This is a genomic window from Pseudoponticoccus marisrubri, assembly GCF_001482405.1.
Lineage (GTDB): Bacteria > Pseudomonadota > Alphaproteobacteria > Rhodobacterales > Rhodobacteraceae > Pseudoponticoccus > Pseudoponticoccus marisrubri.
In genome coordinates this window covers 287849-305436 of sequence record NZ_LPXO01000004.1, presented here as the reverse complement: position 1 = coordinate 305436, position 17588 = coordinate 287849, and the positions used below count along the sequence as shown (strand labels likewise).

18 protein-coding genes are annotated in these 17588 nt (G+C 68.4%); 8 read left to right on the top strand and 10 right to left on the bottom strand.

Annotation, left to right across the window (positions count from 1 at the left end):
* Positions 1–46: 46 nt before the first annotated feature.
* The 5 genes from cueR to AVJ23_RS09485 form a co-directional block, all read right to left on the bottom strand.
* On the bottom strand, positions 47–439 hold the full coding sequence (gene cueR, locus AVJ23_RS09505; protein WP_058861933.1) for a Cu(I)-responsive transcriptional regulator: 393 nt from the start codon (positions 437–439) through the stop codon (positions 47–49).
* 11 nt (positions 440–450) lie between these two features.
* Positions 451–2961 (bottom strand): heavy metal translocating P-type ATPase, encoded by a 2511-nt coding sequence (locus AVJ23_RS09500; RefSeq protein WP_058861932.1) that lies wholly within the window; start codon positions 2959–2961, stop codon positions 451–453.
* Positions 2962–3183: 222 nt separating this feature from the next.
* Positions 3184–4281: a redox-regulated ATPase YchF gene (gene ychF / locus AVJ23_RS09495; protein WP_058861931.1), complete on the bottom strand. Its 1098-nt coding sequence runs from the start codon at positions 4279–4281 to the stop codon at positions 3184–3186.
* Positions 4282–4367: 86 nt separating this feature from the next.
* The gene (locus AVJ23_RS09490; RefSeq protein WP_099045487.1) at positions 4368–4754 is read right to left on the bottom strand and encodes a DUF805 domain-containing protein; all 387 of its coding nucleotides are present in this window, start codon (positions 4752–4754) and stop codon (positions 4368–4370) included.
* A gap of 149 nt (positions 4755–4903) precedes the next feature.
* Positions 4904–6289 (bottom strand): MATE family efflux transporter, encoded by a 1386-nt coding sequence (locus AVJ23_RS09485; RefSeq protein WP_058861930.1) that lies wholly within the window; start codon positions 6287–6289, stop codon positions 4904–4906.
* A 121-nt stretch (positions 6290–6410) separates the two neighbouring features.
* Between AVJ23_RS09485 and AVJ23_RS09480 the strand changes: the two genes are divergently transcribed.
* Entirely contained in the window at positions 6411–7052 is a 642-nt protein-coding gene (locus tag AVJ23_RS09480) for a TIGR02453 family protein (RefSeq protein WP_058861929.1), read from the top strand.
* Between the two features lie 90 nt (positions 7053–7142).
* On the opposite strand, the gene ppk2 is transcribed toward AVJ23_RS09480, so the two are convergent.
* Both ppk2 and AVJ23_RS09470 read right to left on the bottom strand, forming a co-directional pair.
* Positions 7143–8147, bottom strand: coding sequence for a polyphosphate kinase 2 (gene ppk2, locus AVJ23_RS09475; protein WP_084794404.1), 1005 nt, complete (start codon positions 8145–8147; stop codon positions 7143–7145).
* Positions 8148–8304: 157 nt separating this feature from the next.
* Positions 8305–9195 (bottom strand): NAD-dependent epimerase/dehydratase family protein, encoded by an 891-nt coding sequence (locus AVJ23_RS09470; protein ID WP_058861992.1) that lies wholly within the window; start codon positions 9193–9195, stop codon positions 8305–8307.
* 67 nt (positions 9196–9262) lie between these two features.
* Between AVJ23_RS09470 and trpA the strand changes: the two genes are divergently transcribed.
* Entirely contained in the window at positions 9263–10054 is a 792-nt protein-coding gene (trpA, locus tag AVJ23_RS09465; RefSeq protein ID WP_058861928.1) for a tryptophan synthase subunit alpha, read from the top strand.
* Here trpA and AVJ23_RS09460 read toward each other — a convergent pair.
* Both AVJ23_RS09460 and AVJ23_RS09455 read right to left on the bottom strand, forming a co-directional pair.
* Positions 10042–11391 carry an ATP-binding protein gene (locus AVJ23_RS09460; RefSeq protein ID WP_058861927.1) on the bottom strand — a complete coding sequence of 450 codons (1350 nt, stop codon included), beginning with the start codon at positions 11389–11391 and terminating at the stop codon, positions 10042–10044. The two genes, trpA and AVJ23_RS09460, sit on opposite strands and share 13 nt — an antisense overlap.
* 3 nt (positions 11392–11394) lie before the next feature.
* Positions 11395–11925: a heme NO-binding domain-containing protein gene (locus AVJ23_RS09455; protein ID WP_099045486.1), complete on the bottom strand. Its 531-nt coding sequence runs from the start codon at positions 11923–11925 to the stop codon at positions 11395–11397.
* 156 nt (positions 11926–12081) lie between these two features.
* Here AVJ23_RS09455 and AVJ23_RS09450 point away from each other — a divergent pair, with 156 nt between their 5' ends.
* The 3 genes from AVJ23_RS09450 (at position 12082) to AVJ23_RS09440 (ending at position 14844) form a co-directional block, all read left to right on the top strand.
* Positions 12082–13245: an alpha-hydroxy acid oxidase gene (locus AVJ23_RS09450; protein WP_058861926.1), complete on the top strand. Its 1164-nt coding sequence runs from the start codon at positions 12082–12084 to the stop codon at positions 13243–13245.
* Positions 13246–13373: 128 nt separating this feature from the next.
* Entirely contained in the window at positions 13374–14138 is a 765-nt protein-coding gene (locus AVJ23_RS09445) for a hypothetical protein (protein WP_058861925.1), read from the top strand.
* A 64-nt stretch (positions 14139–14202) separates the two neighbouring features.
* Positions 14203–14844 carry a 50S ribosomal protein L25/general stress protein Ctc gene (locus AVJ23_RS09440; RefSeq protein ID WP_058861924.1) on the top strand — a complete coding sequence of 214 codons (642 nt, stop codon included), beginning with the start codon at positions 14203–14205 and terminating at the stop codon, positions 14842–14844.
* 69 nt (positions 14845–14913) lie between these two features.
* Here the strand turns inward: AVJ23_RS09440 and hmuQ are convergent, their stop codons facing one another.
* Positions 14914–15225: a heme-degrading protein HmuQ gene (gene hmuQ, locus AVJ23_RS09435; protein ID WP_058861923.1), complete on the bottom strand. Its 312-nt coding sequence runs from the start codon at positions 15223–15225 to the stop codon at positions 14914–14916.
* Positions 15226–15296: 71 nt separating this feature from the next.
* Between hmuQ and pth the strand changes: the two genes are divergently transcribed.
* From pth to AVJ23_RS09420, 3 genes are read left to right on the top strand one after another with little or no spacing between them, the layout of a single operon-like run.
* Positions 15297–15977: an aminoacyl-tRNA hydrolase gene (gene pth / locus AVJ23_RS09430; RefSeq protein ID WP_058861990.1), complete on the top strand. Its 681-nt coding sequence runs from the start codon at positions 15297–15299 to the stop codon at positions 15975–15977.
* Positions 15974–17146, top strand: a complete 1173-nt coding sequence (locus tag AVJ23_RS09425; RefSeq protein WP_058861922.1) for a serine hydrolase domain-containing protein — start codon at positions 15974–15976, stop codon at positions 17144–17146. Before pth ends, AVJ23_RS09425 begins: the two co-directional genes overlap by 4 nt.
* Positions 17143–17526, top strand: a complete 384-nt coding sequence (locus tag AVJ23_RS09420) for a DUF2237 family protein (RefSeq protein ID WP_058861921.1) — start codon at positions 17143–17145, stop codon at positions 17524–17526. The genes AVJ23_RS09425 and AVJ23_RS09420 overlap by 4 nt, the downstream gene beginning before the upstream one ends.
* Positions 17527–17588: the final 62 nt, after the last annotated feature.

Below are 17588 nucleotides of genomic sequence, written 5' to 3'. Positions count from 1 at the left end.
CGGAGTATTTGTGGAAAGATGAAAGAGCGGGACGGTGCCCTTCGGCTCAGCGGCCGGGCTGGCCCAGATCCTCGATAATCGGGCAGTCGGGGCGGTGATCGCCGCTGCAGGCCTCGACGAGGCGCGCGAGCGTGGCGCGCATGCCCTGCAGCTGTGCGATCTTGTCGTCGATCCGGGCGAGGTGATCCTCGGCCACCTGCTTGACCTGTGCGCTTTCGCGGTGGTCATCCTCATAGAGCGCGAGCAGCGTGCGGCAATCCTCGATCGAGAAGCCGAGCGCCCGGGCGCGACCGAGGAAGGTCAGCTTGTGCAGGTCGCTGTCGCGAAAGCTGCGATAGCCGTTGGCGCCGCGGCGCGGGGTGACGAGGCCGATCTCCTCGTAGTAGCGGATGGTCTTGGCCGGCAGGCCCGAGGCCCGGGCCACGTCGCCGATATTCATGACGTCTCCTTTCATTCGGCCGGGGCGGCGCGCAGCCCGTCCGGGGCCGGCGCGGCGGTCTCTGCCTCGGGCAGGAGCGGCGCGACGCGGCGCAGACGCAGCGCGTTGCTGAGCACGAAGACCGAGGAGAGCGCCATGGCGCCCGCCGCGAGCATCGGCGAGAGCAGCAGCCCTGTCGCGGGATAGAGCAGGCCCGCCGCCACCGGGATCAGCGCGGTATTGTAGGCGAAGGCCCAGAACAGGTTCTGGCGGATATTGGTCATGGTGCGGCGCGAGATCTCGACCGCGTTGGCCACGCCGCGCAGGTCGCCCGACATCAGCACCACGTCCGCCGCGTCGATGGCGATATCGGTGCCGGTGCCGATGGCGATGCCCACATCCGCCTGCGCCAGCGCCGGCGCGTCGTTGATCCCGTCGCCCACGAAGGCCAGCCTGCGGCCGCTGCCGGCCAGGTCGCGCAGCGTCGCCACCTTGCCTTCGGGCAGCAGGTCGGCGCGAACATGGTCGATGCCGGTCTCGGCGGCGATGGCGCGCGCGGTCTCGGCCCGGTCGCCGGTGATCATCGCCACCTCGATCCCGCTGGCCTTGAGCGCCGCGATGGCAGCGCGGCTGGAAGGCTTGACCGGGTCGGCCACGCCGAGCACGGCCGCCGCCACCCCGTCGACGGCCACGAAGAGCGCGGTGCGCCCGCGTGCCGCGAGCCCATCGGCCGCGCCTGCGAGCGCGGAGAGCTCGATGCCGTGGCGCGCCATCAGCCGGGCGGCGCCCACGATGACGCGCTGCCCGTCGACCTGGGCGGCCACGCCGAAGCCGGGCGCGGAGGTAAAATCGCTGGCCGTCCGGCGCGGCACGTCCTCGCGCTCTGCCGCGCGCAGGATGGCCCGGGCCACCGGATGTTCCGAGCGCGCCTCGACCGCGGCGACGAGGCCGAGGATGCGGGCGCGATCCTGCCCCTCGGCGCAGATGAGGTCGGTCAGCTCTGGGCGGCCCTCGGTCACCGTGCCGGTCTTGTCCAGCGCGACGATCCCCACGCCGGACAGGGCTTGCAGCGCGTCGCCCTTGCGAAACAGCACGCCCAGCTCGGCGGCGCGGCCGGTGCCCACCATGATCGAGGTGGGCGTGGCCAGCCCCATGGCGCAGGGGCAGGCGATGATCAGCACCGAGACCCCGGCCACCAGAGCCAGCGTCAGCGCCGGGTCGGGGCCGAAGACCAGCCAGGCCAGAACGGTCAGCGCCGCCGTCGCCAGGACGGCGGGCACGAACCACAGGGTGATGCGGTCGACGAGCCCCTGGATCGGCAGGCGCGCGCCCTGCGCCTCCTGCACCATGCGCACGATCTGGGCCAGCACCGTGTCGGCGCCGACCCGCGTGGCGCGGAAGGTCAGGCTGCCCGCGCCGTTCACCGTGCCGCCGGTGACCGCGTCGCCGGCCGCCTTGTCCACCGGCAACGGCTCGCCGGTCAGCATGCTTTCGTCGACATGGCTCTGGCCGTCGACCACCTCGCCATCGGTGGCGATGCGTTCGCCCGGGCGGACGAGGATCAGGTCGCCGGGCTGGAGCTGCGCGATCGGGCGCTCTTCGGGCTGGCCGTCGCGCAGGACGCGGGCGGTGTTCGCGCGCAGGCCCAGGAGCTTGCGGATCGCCGCGCCGGTGCGGCCCTTGGCGCGCGCCTCGAGCGTGCGGCCCAAGAGGATCAGCACGACAATCACCGCCGCGGCCTCGAAATAGACGGCACGTACCGCCTCGGGCAGCAGGCCCGGCAGGAAGGTCGCGACCATCGAATAGGTGAAGGCCGCGCCCGCGCCGAGCGCGACGAGGCTGTTCATGTCGGGCGCGCCGCGCAAGAGGGCCGGCACGCCGCGGCGGAAGAAGATCCGCCCCGGCCCGGCAAGGATCGCGGCGGTCAGCGCGGCCTGCAGCATCCAGCTGTCCTGCAGCCCGATCGTGGCGGCGATCCAGTGATGCAGCGCGGGCACCGCGTGGCCGCCCATCTCGACCAGGAAGACCGGCAGGGCCAGAAGCGCTGCAATCCAGGTGGACCGGCGCAGCGCCTCGGCCTCGGCATCCCGGCGCCCGTCCGGATCGAGCGGCGCGTCGGCCTCGGCGACCTGTGCCGGGTAGCCGGCGGCGGTGCTCGCGGCGGCCAGCGCCTCGGGCGTGGTCGCGCCCTGCGCATGGCTGACTTGCGCGGTCCCGTCGGCAAGGTTGACCGAGACCTCGCGCACCCCGGGCACGGCCCGCAGCGCCCGGTCGACGCGGCCCACGCAAGAGCCGCAATTCAGCTTCTCGACCTGCAGGCGGGTGGTGGCGGCCCGGGCCGGGTAGCCCGCCTCGTCCAGCGCGGCCAGCCCGGCCGACAGCGCCTCGGGCGAGGCGGCAGTGAGGCGGACACTGTCATCGGCGAGGTTCACCGAGACATCGTGCAGCCCCTCCACCGCGCCCAGCGCCCGGGTCACGCGGCCCGCGCAGGAGGCGCAGGACATGCCCTCGACCGACAGGGTCAGGCTGCGTGGTTCGGTCATGGAACTCTCCATTGCAAGCGTGGTGCACTTGCATATGGGGGTTCCAGCCACTGGAAGGTCAAGGCCCGGGCATCGGCTCCATGCCCCCGGGCCCGGACGGGATGTCGCACCGAATGCCATCTCCCCGCCCCGCCGGCGCGTGACGACCGTTGCCAAGGGCAAAAAGTCTTCATGAAAGACTTTTCCAAATTCCATGCATGGAATTTGCCCGCGCGGGAGGGTTCAGGTGTTGAACAGGAAATGCAGGACGTCGCCGTCCTTGACCTCGTAGGCCTTGCCCTCGGCGCGCATCTTGCCGGCCTCCTTGGCCGCCGCCTCGCTGCCGGCGGCCACGTAATCGGCAAACCCGATGGTCTCGGCGCGGATGAAGCCCTTCTCGAAATCGCCGTGGATCACGCCGGCGGCCTGCGGGGCGAGCGTGCCTTCCGGGATGGTCCAGGCGCGTGCCTCCTTGGGGCCGACCGTGAAATAGGTCTGCAGCCCCAGCAGCGCATAGCCCGCCTTGATCAACCGGTCGAGCCCGGCCTCTTCGAGCCCCAGCTCGGAGAGGAATTCCTGCGCTTCCTCGGCGTCGAGCTGGCTGATCTCTTCCTCGATCTGGGCCGAGATCACCACGTGGCTGTTGCCCTGCGCCGCGGCCATCTCGGCCACGCGGGCCGACAGCGCATTGCCCTCGGCCGCGTCGCCCTCATCGACATTGCAGACATAGAGCACGGGCTTGGTGGTCAGCAGTTGCAGCATGCGCCAGGCCTTGAGGTCATCCTCGGCCACCTCGACGCTGCGGGCGGGTTTGCCCTCTTCCAGCGCGGCCATGGCGGCCTTCATCAGCCGTTCCTGCTGCACCGCCTCCTTGTCGCCACCGCGCACCTTGCGCACGATGTTCTGCAACCGCTTCTCGATCGATTCCATGTCGGCGATGATCAGCTCGGTCTCGATCGTCTCGGCATCGGCCACCGGGTCGACGCGCCCGTCCACATGGGTCACGTCCTCGTCCTCGAAGCAGCGCAGCACGTGTGCGATGGCGTCGACCTCGCGGATATTGGCCAGGAACTGGTTGCCCAGCCCCTCGCCCTTGGAGGCGCCCTTCACCAGACCCGCGATGTCGACGAAGGTCATCCGCGCCGGGATGGTCTGCTTCGACTTGGCCATCGCGGCCAGCTGGTCAAGCCGCGCATCCGGCACCGCCACGTCACCCACATTGGGCTCGATCGTGCAGAACGGGAAGTTCGCCGCCTGCGCGGCCGCCGTGCGGGTCAGCGCGTTGAACAGTGTGGATTTGCCGACATTCGGCAGCCCCACGATCCCCATGCGAAATCCCATCCGACAGCCCCTTTCCTTGCGTCCCGCGCCCTATAGGCAGGGGCGCGGCGGAACGCAAGACAGCGCCCCGCCACGGGCCGGTCGGCTCAGCCGTACTGGTTGGGGCCCGGCTCGGGCGTCTTGGCGAACCAGACGATCAGCACGATCACGCCGATCACCGGCACGAGGATCAGCAGGTACCACCAGCCCGACTTGCCGATATCGTGCAGCCGGCGCACGCCGATGGCGATACCGGGCACCAGCGTCGCCAGCGAGAAGAGGCTGCTGAGCAGCTGCATGTTCGAGAACAGCATCGCGTCGATCAGGCTCAGCAGGATCGAGACCCCGATCAGGCAGAGCACCGCCTTCCAGTATTCACCGCGATTCGAGCGGCCCTCGAAATTGATGTAATTGCTAAAGAATAACTGAACGGCTTCGCCGTAGCCGACATCGCGGCGATAGCCCGACGAGGCCTCCATATCCATTGCGCTCATAATTCCTGTCTCCGGTCAAAGGTGATGCGTGAACCGGGCCGGCCCTCGGGCGCGGCCCCTGCGCCCAAGGAAACATCCCGCGGCCCCGGCCCGCAATGGCAAAGTGGCCGCGCCGGGGTCGGGTATTCCTCCAGCCCGCGCAGACCCGCTCAGGCCGCGCGGCGGCTGCCCGCCGCATCGCCCGGCACCATGGCGGCGCCGTGCCGCCAGAACCGCGCCATCATCAGCGCCGCCGCCACGGCCAGCCCCAGCGCGAGGCCGAACCACACGCCCATGCCGCCCCAGCCCAGCGGAAAGCCGAAGACCCAGGCCGCCGGCATGCCCACGCCCCAGTAGGACAGCGCCGCCATCAGCATCGGCACCCGCGTGTCCTGCAGCCCGCGCAGCAGGCCCAGGTGCAACACCTGCGCCGCGTCCACCAGCTGGAACAGCGCCGCCATGGCAAGGAATCCCCGCCCGGCCTGCAGGATCGCCGCGCGGGCGGGATCCTCGGGGTCGAGGAAACCGGTCATCAGCAGGTCCGGCACGGCGAGGAAGGCGAGGATCGACACCGCCACCCCTGCCCCGCCCAGCGCCACCACCACGCGGGCCCCACGCAGCAGGTGATCGGCATCGCGCCGGCCCAGCGCCGTGCCCGCCCGCACGGTGGCGGCGTTGGACAGGCCCAGCTGCACCATGAAGGTCGCGGTCGAGATCTGGATCGCGATGCCATGGGCGGCCAGCGGGATCGTGCCCAGCCAGCCCATCATTACCGAGGAGCCCGCGAAGAGCGCCACCTCGGCCAGCGTGGTCAGCCCGATCGGCAGGCCCAGCGCAAAGACCCGGCGGAACATCTCGGCATCGGGTTTCCAGAAGCGCACGAAAAGCTGGTGCTCGGGCAGCTTGCGCAGCGCGTAGAGCACGACAAGGATGATCGACACGATCTGCACCAGCAGCGAGGCCAGCGCCGCACCGATGATGCCCAGCTCGGGCGCGCCGAAATGACCGAAGACCAACACGTAATTCGCCGCCGCGTTGGCCAGCGCGGCCACCAAGGTGATCCACAGCACCACGCGCGTGTGCTCCAGCCCGGCCAGGTAGTTCTTGAGCACCATCACCCAGAGCGCGGGCAGCATGCCCCAGCCGGCGACACGCAGGTAGGCCTGCGACAGCCCGGCCACGGCCTCGGTCTGGCCCAGCCACAGCAGGATCGGCCCCGAGAACCACAGGATCGGCAGCACCAGCGCCGAGTACAGGATCGACCACCACAGCGCCATGCGCGTGGCGCGGCGGATCAGCACCTCGTCCTGCTGCGCGGCGAAGGCGGCCACCATGGGCATCACTGCCCAGGCAAAGCCCGAGCCGAACAGGAACAGGGTGAAGAAATACATCGCGGCGATGGTCAGCGCCGCCAGTTCCTCGACCCCGTACCAGCCGATCATCACCGTGTCGGTCAGCCCGATGGCGAATTGCGCAAGATGGCCGCCGACCAGCGGCAGGCCGAGGCTCAGGATCGCCCGGGCATGGGCGGCATATGTCATGGTCGCGGCGCTCATCCCCTGCCCTTATGCGCGCCCCCCGCGGCTGGCAAGCGCCGCGACGAAAGAGCAGCCGCGCTTTTTTGCCGGAACCGTGCTAGAGTGCCGGGCATACGCGCCGTGGCGCCGGAGACATGACATGGCCGAACCGGTCGATCTTTCCCGCCTCTTGCCCGACGCCCGGGCGTTCCTCGAGGCGCTGTCGCAGAACAACACGCGCGCGTGGTTCAATGCCCACAAGGCGCGCTATGACAGTCAGCTGAAACGCCCCGGCGAGCGGCTATTGGCCGACATGGCGCCGTGGATCGAGGCCGAGACCGGCGAGGCGCCGCGCACCAAGCTCTTCCGTCCGCATCGCGACGTGCGCTTTTCCGAGGACAAGACCCCGTATCACACCCATCTGCACCTGCTGTGGTCGCTGCCCGACGGGCGCGGCTGGTTCTTCGGCCTCGCGCCCGACTATGCCACGGCAGGCATGGGCATCATGAGCTTCGACCGCCGCCAGGTCGAAGCCTGGCGCGCGGCGGTCGATGGCGCGCCGGGCGAGGCGCTGGCCGAGATGCTCGACGCGTCGGACTGGCGCGTCGATCCGCCCGCGCTCAAGCGCGTGCCGCCGCCCTACCCGGCCGATCACCCGCGCGAGCACCTGCTGCGCTACAAGGGCTTCGTGGCCTGGCAGGACGATCTCGACGCGGCGCTGCAGGAGGATCCGCGCCGCGCGCTCGAACGCGCCTTCGACCGGCTGTCGCCGCTGGCGCGCTGGCTGGCGCAGATGATCTGACCGCCCCGGCGCGTCGCCGGGCAGGGGCGGCCACGGGACGGTGGGCGGGGCGATGTGCGCATGCACGAGCGTCCGCCCCCGTCCCGCCGCTCACTCGGGGGTGTCGCCCACGTGACGCGTACCGGGATGCAGCGCAGTACCCAGGATATGGTCCGAGCGGTGGATCACGTGGCTCGCCCCGCCCACGATCAGCGGGTCCGGCGGCGTGGCGATGCGCGGGTCCTTGCCCGGGTAGTCCAGCGTCGACAGGAAATGGCGCATGCAGTTCAGCCGCGCGCGCTTCTTGTCGTCGGATTTCACCACCGTCCAGGGCGCGTCGGCCGTGTCGGTGTAGAAGAACATCGCCTCCTTCGCCTCGGTGTAATCATCCCATTTCGACAGGCTCGCCTTGTCGATCGGTGACAGTTTCCACTGTTTCAGCGGGTCGGTCTCGCGGCTCTGGAACCGCCGCTTCTGCTCCTCGCAGGTGACCGAGAACCAGTACTTGTAGAGATGGATGCCCGAGCGCACCAGCATCCGCTCCATCTCGGGCGTCTGGCGCATGAACTCCAGGTAGTCATTGGGCTCGCAGAACCCCATGACCCGCTCCACCCCGGCGCGGTTGTACCAGGACCGGTCGTAAAGCACGATCTCGCCCGCCGTGGGCAGATGCTGGATGTAGCGCTGGAAATACCACTGGCCGCGCTCTTCCTCGGTGGGCTTGTTCAACGCCACCACCCGGGCCGTGCGCGGGTTGAGATGCTCGGTGAAGCGCTTGATCGTGCCGCCTTTTCCAGCCGCGTCGCGCCCTTCGAAGAGCAGCACGAACTTGCGGCCCGTCTCCTGCGCCCAGAGCTGCACCTTCAGAAGCTCGGCCTGCAGCCGTGCCTTCTGACGCTCGTAGGCGCGGCGCGACAGCTTGGTGTCATAGGGGTATTCACCGGTCTCGAAGGCGCGGCGGATCTCGTCCGGGCCGGGATGGGCGCGGGCCGGGGCGCGCCGGGGCGCCTCGGGCTGCGGCCCGGCGTCGGGGCCGGGCACGGGCAGTTCGACCACGTCCTCGGTCACGGCACTGGTTGCGGTCTCGGTCTTGGCGGCGGGGGGAAGCGAAGTCATGCGGTCTCCTGTCTCTCGCGGGTCGCCCCGACTCTGCCCGCCTTGCACCCCCCTTGTCCTTGAGCCGTGTCAAGAAACCGTTACCAATCGCGCCCCGCGGCAAAAAAAACGGTGGCCGGGGCGATCCGCGCCTGCACGCCCGTCCGCCCCCCGGCGCTTAGCCCTCCAGCACGTCGCGCCACGAATGCGCAGGGCGGAAGCCCAGCATCTCCCTTGCCTTGGCATTGGCATAGAAGGTCTCGTTGGCGCCCATCTCGCGCTTGACCGGCACGCCCTCATAGAACCGCGCACGAACCTCGGCATTGCTCAGCCCCACCGACAGGTCGTCATTGGAGACGTTGAACACCTCGTAGCCCAGCCCGTCCGTGGCGAGGCAGCGCTCGACCATCTGGCCCAGGTCGCGCACGTCGATATAGGCAAAGATGTTGCGCTCGCGCAGGGCGGGATTCTCGAGAAAGGCCGGGAACATCTCGGCATATTCATGCGGCTCGATCACGTTGTTGATCCGCAGCCCGTAGATATCCGCCCCCCAGCGCGCGTGGAAGGAGCGGCCCGTCGCCTCGTTGCAGGTCTTGGAACAGGCATAGGCATCCTCGGGCACAGTGGGGTGGTCCTCGTCCACGGGCAGGTAATCGGGCTTGCGCGTGCCATCGGCAAAGCAGACGCCATAGGTGGTCTCGGACGAGGCGAAGATCACCTTGCGGATCCCCGCCTTCATCGCCGCCTCCATCACGTTGTAGGTCGACAGCGTGTTGATCCGGAAGGTCTCGGAATCCGGCTTGATCAGGATGCGCGGCACCGCGGCGAAATGCACCACCGCGTCGAAGGCGGGCAGGCCGGTGCCCGGCTCCAGCTCGTCGAACCCGGCATAGGATTGCATCGCGCTGAACACCTGCCCCGCATCGGCCAGGTCCACGATCAGGTTGTCGACCCCCTCGGCCTCCAGCGGGACGAGGTCGAGGTTGAGGACCCGATGGCCCTGCGCCACCAGCTGGGGCACGACATGGCGCCCGGCCTTGCCGGCGCCGCCCGTGAACAGAATGCGCATGATCACCTCCCATTGATTTTCCGCGGCGCTTCCGGCAACAGAGCGTGAACGCTGACCGGAGACCGCCATGACTCGCATCGAGAGCACCTTCGCCCAACTGGCAAAGGAAGAAAAGAAAGCCTTCGTGGCCTATATCATGGCGGGCGACCCGGACGTGGACACCTCGCTCGAGTTGATGCGCGGCCTGCCCGAGGCCGGCGTCGACGTGATCGAGCTGGGCCTGCCCTTCACCGACCCCATGGCCGACGGCCCGACCATCCAGGCCGCCGGGCAGCGCGCGCTGGAGGGCGGCATGACGCTGGACCGCACGCTGCAGATGGTCCGCGACTTCCGCGAGGGTGACGACAGCACGCCGATCGTGCTGATGGGCTATTACAACCCGATCTATTCGCGCGGGGTCGACCGGTTCCTCGAGCAGGCCAAGGCGGCCGGGATCGACGGGCTGATCATCGTCGACCTGCCGCCCGAGGAGGATGACGAGCTCTGCATCCCCGCGCAGAAGGCCGGGCTGAACTTCATCCGGCTGGCCACGCCGACCACCGATGACAAGCGGCTGCCGCGCGTGCTGCAGAACACCTCGGGCTTCGTCTACTACGTCTCGATCACCGGCATCACCGGGTCGGCCGCGGCCGAGGCCGGCGACGTGGCGCCCGAGGTCGCGCGCATCAAGGCGGCCACCGACCTGCCCGTGATCGTGGGCTTCGGCATCCGCACGCGCGACAGCGCGCAGGCGATCGCGGGCGTGGCCGATGGCTGCGTCGTGGGCTCGGCCATCGTGGGCGATCTGGCCTCGGGCAAGCCGGTCGAAGAGGTGCTGGGCTTCGTCCGCGCCCTGGCCGAGGGCGCTCACGCCGCCTGATCCGAGAGCAGCTCGGCCATCACCGAGACGAGGTCCTCCTTGCGGACCGGCTTGGCGACATGGGCATCGATGCCCTGCCTCAGGTAATCGGCCACCTGGTGGGTCATGGCGTTGGCGGTCAGCGCCACGATGGGCACGCGCGGCAGGCCATGGGCGCATTCGGCCTGCCGGATCAGGCCCGCCGCCTCCATCCCGTCCATCACCGGCATGTTGACATCCATCAGGATGATGTCGAACGGGTCGTGACAATGCCGCTCGACCGCGCGCTCGCCATTGGACACCAGCTCCAGCCGCAGGCCGAGCCCGCGCAGCAGCAGGCGCAGCACCTTCTGGTTGGTCTCGGAATCCTCGGCCACCAGCACGCGCCAGGGCCGGGCCTGCAACACGCCCAGCGCCTCGTCGCGCTGCGGGCGGGGCCGCTTGTGCCCCGGCGCGGCGGCGTGCAGCCGGACCGAGGCGGTGAAATCCGACCCGCCGCCGGGCGCCGGCGCGAACACCAGGTCGCCGCCCATCAGCCGGCACATGCGCCGCGCGATGGCCAGGCCCAGCCCGGTGCCGCCGTAATTGCGCGTCACGGACACGTCGGTCTGCGAGAAGGCCTTGAACAGCCGCGCCTGCTTGTCGGGCGGCACGCCGACGCCGGTGTCGCGCACGCGCAGGTGCCACAGCCCGGCCTGCCGGGTCACCTCCAGCGTCACGCCGCCCCGCTCGGTGAATTTCAGCGCGTTGGAGAGCAGGTTGAACATCACCTGTCGCAGCCGCGTCGGATCGCCCCGTACCGGGCCCGAGGCCTCTGGCGCGACCCGCGCATCGAAGGTCAACCCCCGGTCGCGCGCCTGCACCGAGTAGACGCGCACCACGTCGCCGACCAACGCGGCCAGGTCGAAATCAACCTCGTCGATTTCCATCTGCTGCGCCTCGATCTTGGCGAGGTCGAGGATGTCGTTCAGCAGCCCCAGGAGCGCGTTGCCCGAGGACAGGATCGTGTCGGCCATCTCGCGCTGGTCGGCGGCAAGCTCGGTCTCGGACAGGGCCGTGGCCATGCCCAGCACCCCGTTCAGGGGGGTGCGGATCTCGTGGCTGATCATGGCAAGGAAATCGCTCTTGGCGGCATTGGCGCGCTCGGCCTCGGTCTTGGCGCGCTGCAGCTCGGCGGTACGCCGTTCGACCGATTTCTCCAGTTCCGAGGCCTGCATGGTCAGCGCGATATTGGCGTCGTAAAGCTCGCGGCTCTTCTGTTCCAGCAGGGTTTCGGCCTCTTCCCGGGCGCGGCGTTCACGCTCGTAGCGCCGGCGCGAGACATGGTCCTCCCTGCGTGGCACCGCGGCATCGGCCACGGCTCATCGCTCCAGACGGATATCGAACACGGCCGCTTTGCCGGTCTCAGCGGCCAGCACCTCGATGCGCGCCCGCGCGTCGAAATGGGCCATGCAGGCCTCGATCAGCCCGTGGCAGAAGGCCATCAGCGGCCGTTCCGACCGGTAGGTCATGCGCATGTGTTCGGGGCCCAGCCACTCGGTCACGAAGCGCGGCAGTTCGGCGTCGGGGTAGAGCTTGCGCACCTCGACATGAACCTCGTTGTCGATCGCGTCCAGCATCTGCAGCGGGCAGGTCTTGTCGGCGAAGAACTGCGGGTAGGAGCGCGAGAAGCGCTGCAGCATCCAGCCGCCGAACTGGCGCTGCAGATCGTCGCCGGCCAGCCCGGTGCGGTCGCTGAGCGCGCCCACGATCTGCATCAGCTCGCGGCAGGGATAATTGCCCACCGCCGAATAGGCACCGCCGCTGTCCAGGTCCAGGCTGTCCAGAACCTCGTCCACGCCGTCCTCGCCGATGACGCGTTCGGCCATGTCCAGCAACTCGGTAAACACCATTCCCTTCACGCGGCCCTCCAGCACGTTGCCCGCCCCCAGCGCTAGGCCACAGCCGTGAAAGACGGCTTAATGCGCGGGCAGAAAAACCGTCGCATTGCGAGGAAATCACTGTATTGGTAATCACATCTTACCAATCCAGTCAGCAGCGAGACCGCCATGCCCGTCATCACCGAAATCGAGGACTTCAAGCGCCTGTATCGCCGGCGGGTTCCCAAGATGTTCTACGACTACTGCGAGTCGGGCAGCTGGACCGAACAGACCTTCCGCGAGAATTCCTCGGATTTCGACGAGATCTACCTGCGCCAGCGCGTTGCCGTGGACATGGCCGGCCGCTCGACGAAAAGCCAGATGATCGGGCAGGACGTGGCGATGCCCGTGGCGCTGGCCCCGGTCGGCATGACCGGCATGCAGCACTATGACGGCGAGATCCTGGCCGCCCGCGCGGCCGAGCGTTTCGGCGTGCCCTACTGCCTGTCGACCATGTCGATCTGCTCGATCGAGGACGTGGCGCGCAACACCTCCAAGCCGTTCTGGATGCAGGTCTATACGCTCAAGGACGACGCGTTCATGAAGAACCTCTTCGACCGCGCGAAAGAGGCGAAATGTTCCGCCGCTGTGATCACCGTGGACCTGCAGGTGCTGGGCCAGCGTCATCGCGATCTCAAGAACGGCCTGTCGGCCCCGCCGAAACTGACCCCGGCCTCGGTCGCAAACATGATGACCAAGATCGGCTGGGGCATGGGCATGCTGTCGACCAAGCGGCGCTTCTTCGGCAATATCGTGGGCCATGCCAAGGGCGTCAGCGACCCGTCCTCGCTGTCCACCTGGACCGCGCAGGCCTTCGACCAGTCGCTGAACTGGGACCGGATCCGCGAGTTCCGCAAGATGTGGGACGGCCCGCTGATCATCAAGGGCATCATGGACCCGCGCGACGCGCTGGAGGCCTGCAACGTTGGCGCGGACGCCATCGTGGTGTCGAACCATGGCGGGCGGCAGCTGGACGGCGCGCTCAGCTCGATCCGCGCGCTGGAGCCGATCCTCGACGCGGTGGGCGACAAGATCGAGGTGCATATCGACAGCGGCATCCGCTCGGGCCAGGACGTGCTCAAGGCGCGGGCCATGGGCGCCAAGGCAGCCTGGATCGGCCGCGCCTATATCTACGCGCTGGGGGCGATGGGTCAGAAGGGCGTGAAACAGGCGCTGGAGATCATCCAGAAGGAGCTCGACACCTCCATGGCGCTCTGCGGGCACACCGATATCGAAAAGGTCGACCGCGACATCCTGATGGTTCCCAAGGATTTCTCGGGCAACTGGGCCTGAGCGGCGCCACGCGCAGAAAGCGCCCGGCCGGTCGGGTCGGGTGCCCCTGAAATGACACGGAGCGGCCGCGAAGGGGCCGTATCCGGGCGCGATCCGGGAGCCTCATATTTCAAGTGAGGATTCCCGACATGGCGGAATACAGAGGCGTCGGTTACGGCGCGACCCGGGCCGAGGCCGAGCAGAATGCGCGCGCCGATGCCCGGCGGCAATACCAGGACGATCGCGATTTCGACGCGGCCCTCGGGGCGGCGACGGGGCTGACCTTCTGGCTGATCCAGGCCTGCATGGGCTATCCCAAGCTGGCTGGCAGCCTGTTCGGCACTTTCATCATCCGCCCCGTGGCGGCTCTGCTGATCGGGTTGTTCACCTGGTATGCCGGGATGCTGGTCTTTGCCGCTGCCACGCAGGGCGTGTTCTACATCCTGATGGGCGAGTTCATCCCCGCGCCCGGCTCGGCCAATGACACGCTGGGCCGCAACCTTGCGCAGCTGCCGGCCTTCCTCGGCGCGCTGGTGATCTGCTCGGGCGTGGCGGCCTTCTGGGCGCGCATCGTGCCGGTGCTGGGCGAATATTACGAGATCGGCGAGGGCTGGGTTCTTGACCGCGTGGGACCGCTGGCCGTGCCGCTCTACATGGCCGGCATGTTCTGCCCCACCCTGCTGGTCCTCGCGCTGGCATGGCGTGACGCGCCCGAGGGGGTCTCGGTCCTCACCTTCCTGCTGACCGAGCCGGACTGGCTGGCCTATGCCGTGTTCGTGGCGGTACAGGGCGGCACCATCTTCGCCCGGATCAACAGCCCGCAATTCGCCCATCGCACGTGGTGGGGCGCGCGGCGCGACACAGCCGCCGAGCCGGGCGCGAATCCCCTTGCCAAGGCCGGCGATCCGTCCTAAAGGCCACGCTTCACGCGGGGTGACAGCCTTGGAGGCACCCTGCCCGATTACATGGAGATATCAAATGGCTGGTGAGATTCCTGATCTCGAAGCCCTGGAACGGACGGGGACAGGCAAGGGCGCCGCTCGTCAGGCCCGCCGCGACGGGATGGTTCCGGGGATTGTGTTCGGTGGCGACAAAGACCCTCTGCCGATCAATCTTCCCTTCAACAAGCTGATGCAGCGCCTGAAGGCCGGCCGCTTCAAGTCGACGCTCTTCAACCTGAAGGTCGACGGTCATGAAGACGTGCGCGTGATCTGCCGTGACGTGCAGCGCGACGTGGTCAAGGACCTTCCGACCCATGTGGACCTGCTGCGCCTGCGCCGCACGACCAAGATCAACCTCTTCATCCCGGTCGAGTTCCTGAACGAGACCACCGCACCGGGCATCAAGAAGGGTGGCGTGCTGACCGTGGTCCGCCCCGAGATCGAGCTGGTCGTGACCGCCGGCGACATCCCCGAGAAGGTTGTCGTGGACCTGGGCGGCATGAATATCGGTGACATCATCCACATCTCGGACGTCACCCTGCCGGCCGGCACCAAGCCGACGATCGACCGCGACTTCGTGATCTGCAACATCTCGGCCCCCTCGGGCCTTGCCTCGCAGAAGGACGACGAGGAAGAGACCGAGACCGAGGTCATCAACCAGAACGACGACACGGTCTGAAGACCGGTCCATACCGTTTCCGGAAGGCCCTGACCTGCGTGTCAGGGCCTTTTGCGTTGGACCGCGGCGTCAGTCCAGCACCTGCACCGCCTCGAAGATCTCGAGTTCCGGCGCGCCCTGGTACATGTCGGCCGAGGATTTCGCGCCGCCATGCGCCTTGCGGAAGGCCTCGGATTTCGTCCAGGCGACAAAGCTCGCCTCGTCCTCCCAGATCGTGTGCGAGGCATAGAGGATGTGGTCGTCCCGCTCCGGCCCCTTCATCAGCGCGAAGCTGCGGAAGCCCGGCACCTCCTTGAGATGGCTGTCGCGGCTGGTCCAGAGCTCCTCGAAGGCCGCGGCCTGGTCCTTTACCACGCGGAACCGGTTCATCGTCAGGTACATCGCCCTCTCCCGTTGTGATCCTGTCTTCTGTCACGCTACATAGGCGCAGAACCCCAGTCATGGAGGCGAAGGTGCAGATTTTCGTCGGGCTCGGCAATCCCGGGGCCAAATACGCGCAGAACAGGCACAATATCGGCTTCATGGCCGTGGAGCGGATCGCCGAGGCGCACGGGTTCGGCCCGTGGAAATCCAAGTTCCAGGGCGCGATCTCGGAGGGACGGCTGGGCGGCGACAAGGTGCTGCTGCTCAAGCCCGAGACCTTCATGAACCTCTCCGGCCAGTCGGTGGGCGAGGCGATGCGCTTCTACAAGCTGGCGCCGGGCGACGTGACCGTCTTTCACGACGAGCTGGACCTCGCGCCCGGCAAGTGCCGGGTCAAGACGGGCGGCGGCCATGCGGGCCATAACGGGCTGCGCTCGATCCATGCCCATATCGGCGAGGCCTATCGCCGGGTGCGGCTGGGAATCGGCCATCCGGGCCGCAAGGAGCTGGTCGCGGGCTACGTGCTGCATGATTTCGCGCGTGGCGATGCCGAGTGGCTGGACGACCTGATGCGCGGGCTGGCCGATGGTGCGCCGCACCTGGCAGAGGGCGACCAGTCGCGCTTTCAGAACGCGGTGGCGCAGCGCATGGCCCCGGCACGCCCGTCGAAACCCGCGCCCCCGCCCAAGGCCGAGGCCCCCGCGGCTGCGGCTCCGCCCGAAGAGGACAGCCGCAATCCCTTGCAGAAGCTCGTGGACAAGTTCCGGTGACACCACGGCTGCGCCGTCTCGGCCTGGCGCTGCTGGGGCTTCTGGTCGTGCTGGCCGCGCTGGCGCTGTGGCAGCGCGAAGCGCTGCTGCGCCTGAACGCGGTCAACACGCTCTTTGCCGAGGACCGGATCGTCCACAATTTCAGCCATATGGGCACGCTGTTCGAAACCGCGCCCATCCCCGTCGGCGCCCCGGCCGATCCGCTGCCCGCGGGCAACCCCCTGCCCATGCCGCGGGGCTATGACGCCTGGCTGGCCCGGCGCGCAGTGACCGGCATCGTGGTGCTGCGCGACGGCGCCGTGGTACATGAGGCGTATCGTCTGGGCACCGGGCCCGAGGACCTGCGGATCTCGTGGTCCGTCGCCAAGTCCTACCTGTCGGGCCTGTTCGGCATCCTGATGCAGCAGGGCCATATCGACAGCCTCGACGACCCGGTCACGAAATACGCGCCCGACCTCGCCGGCAGCGCCTATGACGGGGTCAGCATCCGCCACGTGCTGCAGATGGCCTCGGGCGTGGAGTTCGACGAGGACTACCTCGATTTCTGGAGCGACATCAACAAGATGGGTCGCGTTCTGGCGCTGGGCGGATCGATGGACGCCTTTGCCGCAGGACTGGAGGCGCGCACCGGCCCGCCGGGGCAGGACTGGGCCTATGTCTCGATCGACACGCATGTGTTGGCCATGGTGCTGCGCGGTGCGACGGGGCAGAGCCTGACCGAGCTGATGGGCACGCATCTGCTGGGCCCGCTGGGCACCCGCGCCGCGCCCTATTACGTCACCGATGGTGACGGGGTGGCCTTTGCGCTTGGCGGGTTGAACCTGACCACCCGCGATTATGCCCGCATGGGCGAGCTATTCCGGCAGGGCGGCCGGTTCGACGGGCGCCAGATCGTGCCGGCGGACTGGGTCGCGGCCAGCACCGCGCCCTCGGCCCCCACGGATCCCGGCGCGATCCGCTATGGCTATCAATGGTGGATCCCGGCCGATGCGCGGACGGGCGAGTTTCTCGCGCGTGGCGTTTACGGCCAATACGTCTATATCGGCCGGCAGAGCGGTACGGTCGTGGCGGTCAACGCCGCCGATCGTGCCTTTCGCGAGGCCGGAGCGTATGGCGACGCGCTGGGCATGCTGCGCGCCATCGCCGCAAGGAACGGAGAGACGCCATGATCCAGAAAGAACCGGAAATCAACGTGCTGGACGCGCCGCTGGCGCTGTGCTCGCAGGATCCGGTGACCGGGTTCTTCCGCGACGGACATTGCAACACCTGCGCGCAGGACCAGGGCAGCCACACGGTCTGCGCCGTCATGACCGCCGAGTTCCTCGCCTTCTCGAAATACGTGGGCAACGACCTGTCGACGCCACGGCCGGAATTCGGTTTTGCCGGTCTGAAGCCCGGGGACCAGTGGTGCCTCTGCGCCTCGCGCTTCCTGCAGGCGCATGAAGAGGGCTGCGCCCCGCGCGTGCACCTGGCCGCGACGCATAAACGCGCGCTGGATATCGTGCCGCTGAGCGTGCTGCAGGAGCATGACGCCCGCATGACCGAATAGGCCCGGTCCGCACGACGAAGGAAAAAACGCCCCGCGGACCGGGATCCGCGGGGCGTTCTGTC

Excerpts from the sequence above, each read along its gene's own strand:
- AVJ23_RS09480 (WP_058861929.1), top strand. The coding sequence starts at position 6,411 with ATGGCCGAACCGGTCGATCTTTCCCGCCTCTTGCCCGACGCCCGGGCG.
- AVJ23_RS09450 (WP_058861926.1), top strand. The coding sequence starts at position 12,082 with ATGCCCGTCATCACCGAAATCGAGGACTTCAAGCGCCTGTATCGCCGG.
- AVJ23_RS09485 (WP_058861930.1), bottom strand. The coding sequence starts at position 6,289 with ATGAGCGCCGCGACCATGACATATGCCGCCCATGCCCGGGCGATCCTG.
- cueR (WP_058861933.1), bottom strand. The coding sequence starts at position 439 with ATGAATATCGGCGACGTGGCCCGGGCCTCGGGCCTGCCGGCCAAGACC.
- AVJ23_RS09420 (WP_058861921.1), top strand. The coding sequence starts at position 17,143 with ATGATCCAGAAAGAACCGGAAATCAACGTGCTGGACGCGCCGCTGGCG.
- ychF (WP_058861931.1), bottom strand. The coding sequence starts at position 4,281 with ATGGGATTTCGCATGGGGATCGTGGGGCTGCCGAATGTCGGCAAATCC.
- AVJ23_RS09490 (WP_099045487.1), bottom strand. The coding sequence starts at position 4,754 with ATGAGCGCAATGGATATGGAGGCCTCGTCGGGCTATCGCCGCGATGTC.
- AVJ23_RS09455 (WP_099045486.1), bottom strand. The coding sequence starts at position 11,925 with ATGGTGTTTACCGAGTTGCTGGACATGGCCGAACGCGTCATCGGCGAG.
- AVJ23_RS09445 (WP_058861925.1), top strand. The coding sequence starts at position 13,374 with ATGGCGGAATACAGAGGCGTCGGTTACGGCGCGACCCGGGCCGAGGCC.
- trpA (WP_058861928.1), top strand. The coding sequence starts at position 9,263 with ATGACTCGCATCGAGAGCACCTTCGCCCAACTGGCAAAGGAAGAAAAG.
- ppk2 (WP_084794404.1), bottom strand. The coding sequence starts at position 8,147 with ATGACTTCGCTTCCCCCCGCCGCCAAGACCGAGACCGCAACCAGTGCC.
- AVJ23_RS09440 (WP_058861924.1), top strand. The coding sequence starts at position 14,203 with ATGGCTGGTGAGATTCCTGATCTCGAAGCCCTGGAACGGACGGGGACA.
- AVJ23_RS09500 (WP_058861932.1), bottom strand. The coding sequence starts at position 2,961 with ATGACCGAACCACGCAGCCTGACCCTGTCGGTCGAGGGCATGTCCTGC.
- AVJ23_RS09470 (WP_058861992.1), bottom strand. The coding sequence starts at position 9,195 with ATGCGCATTCTGTTCACGGGCGGCGCCGGCAAGGCCGGGCGCCATGTC.
- hmuQ (WP_058861923.1), bottom strand. The coding sequence starts at position 15,225 with ATGTACCTGACGATGAACCGGTTCCGCGTGGTAAAGGACCAGGCCGCG.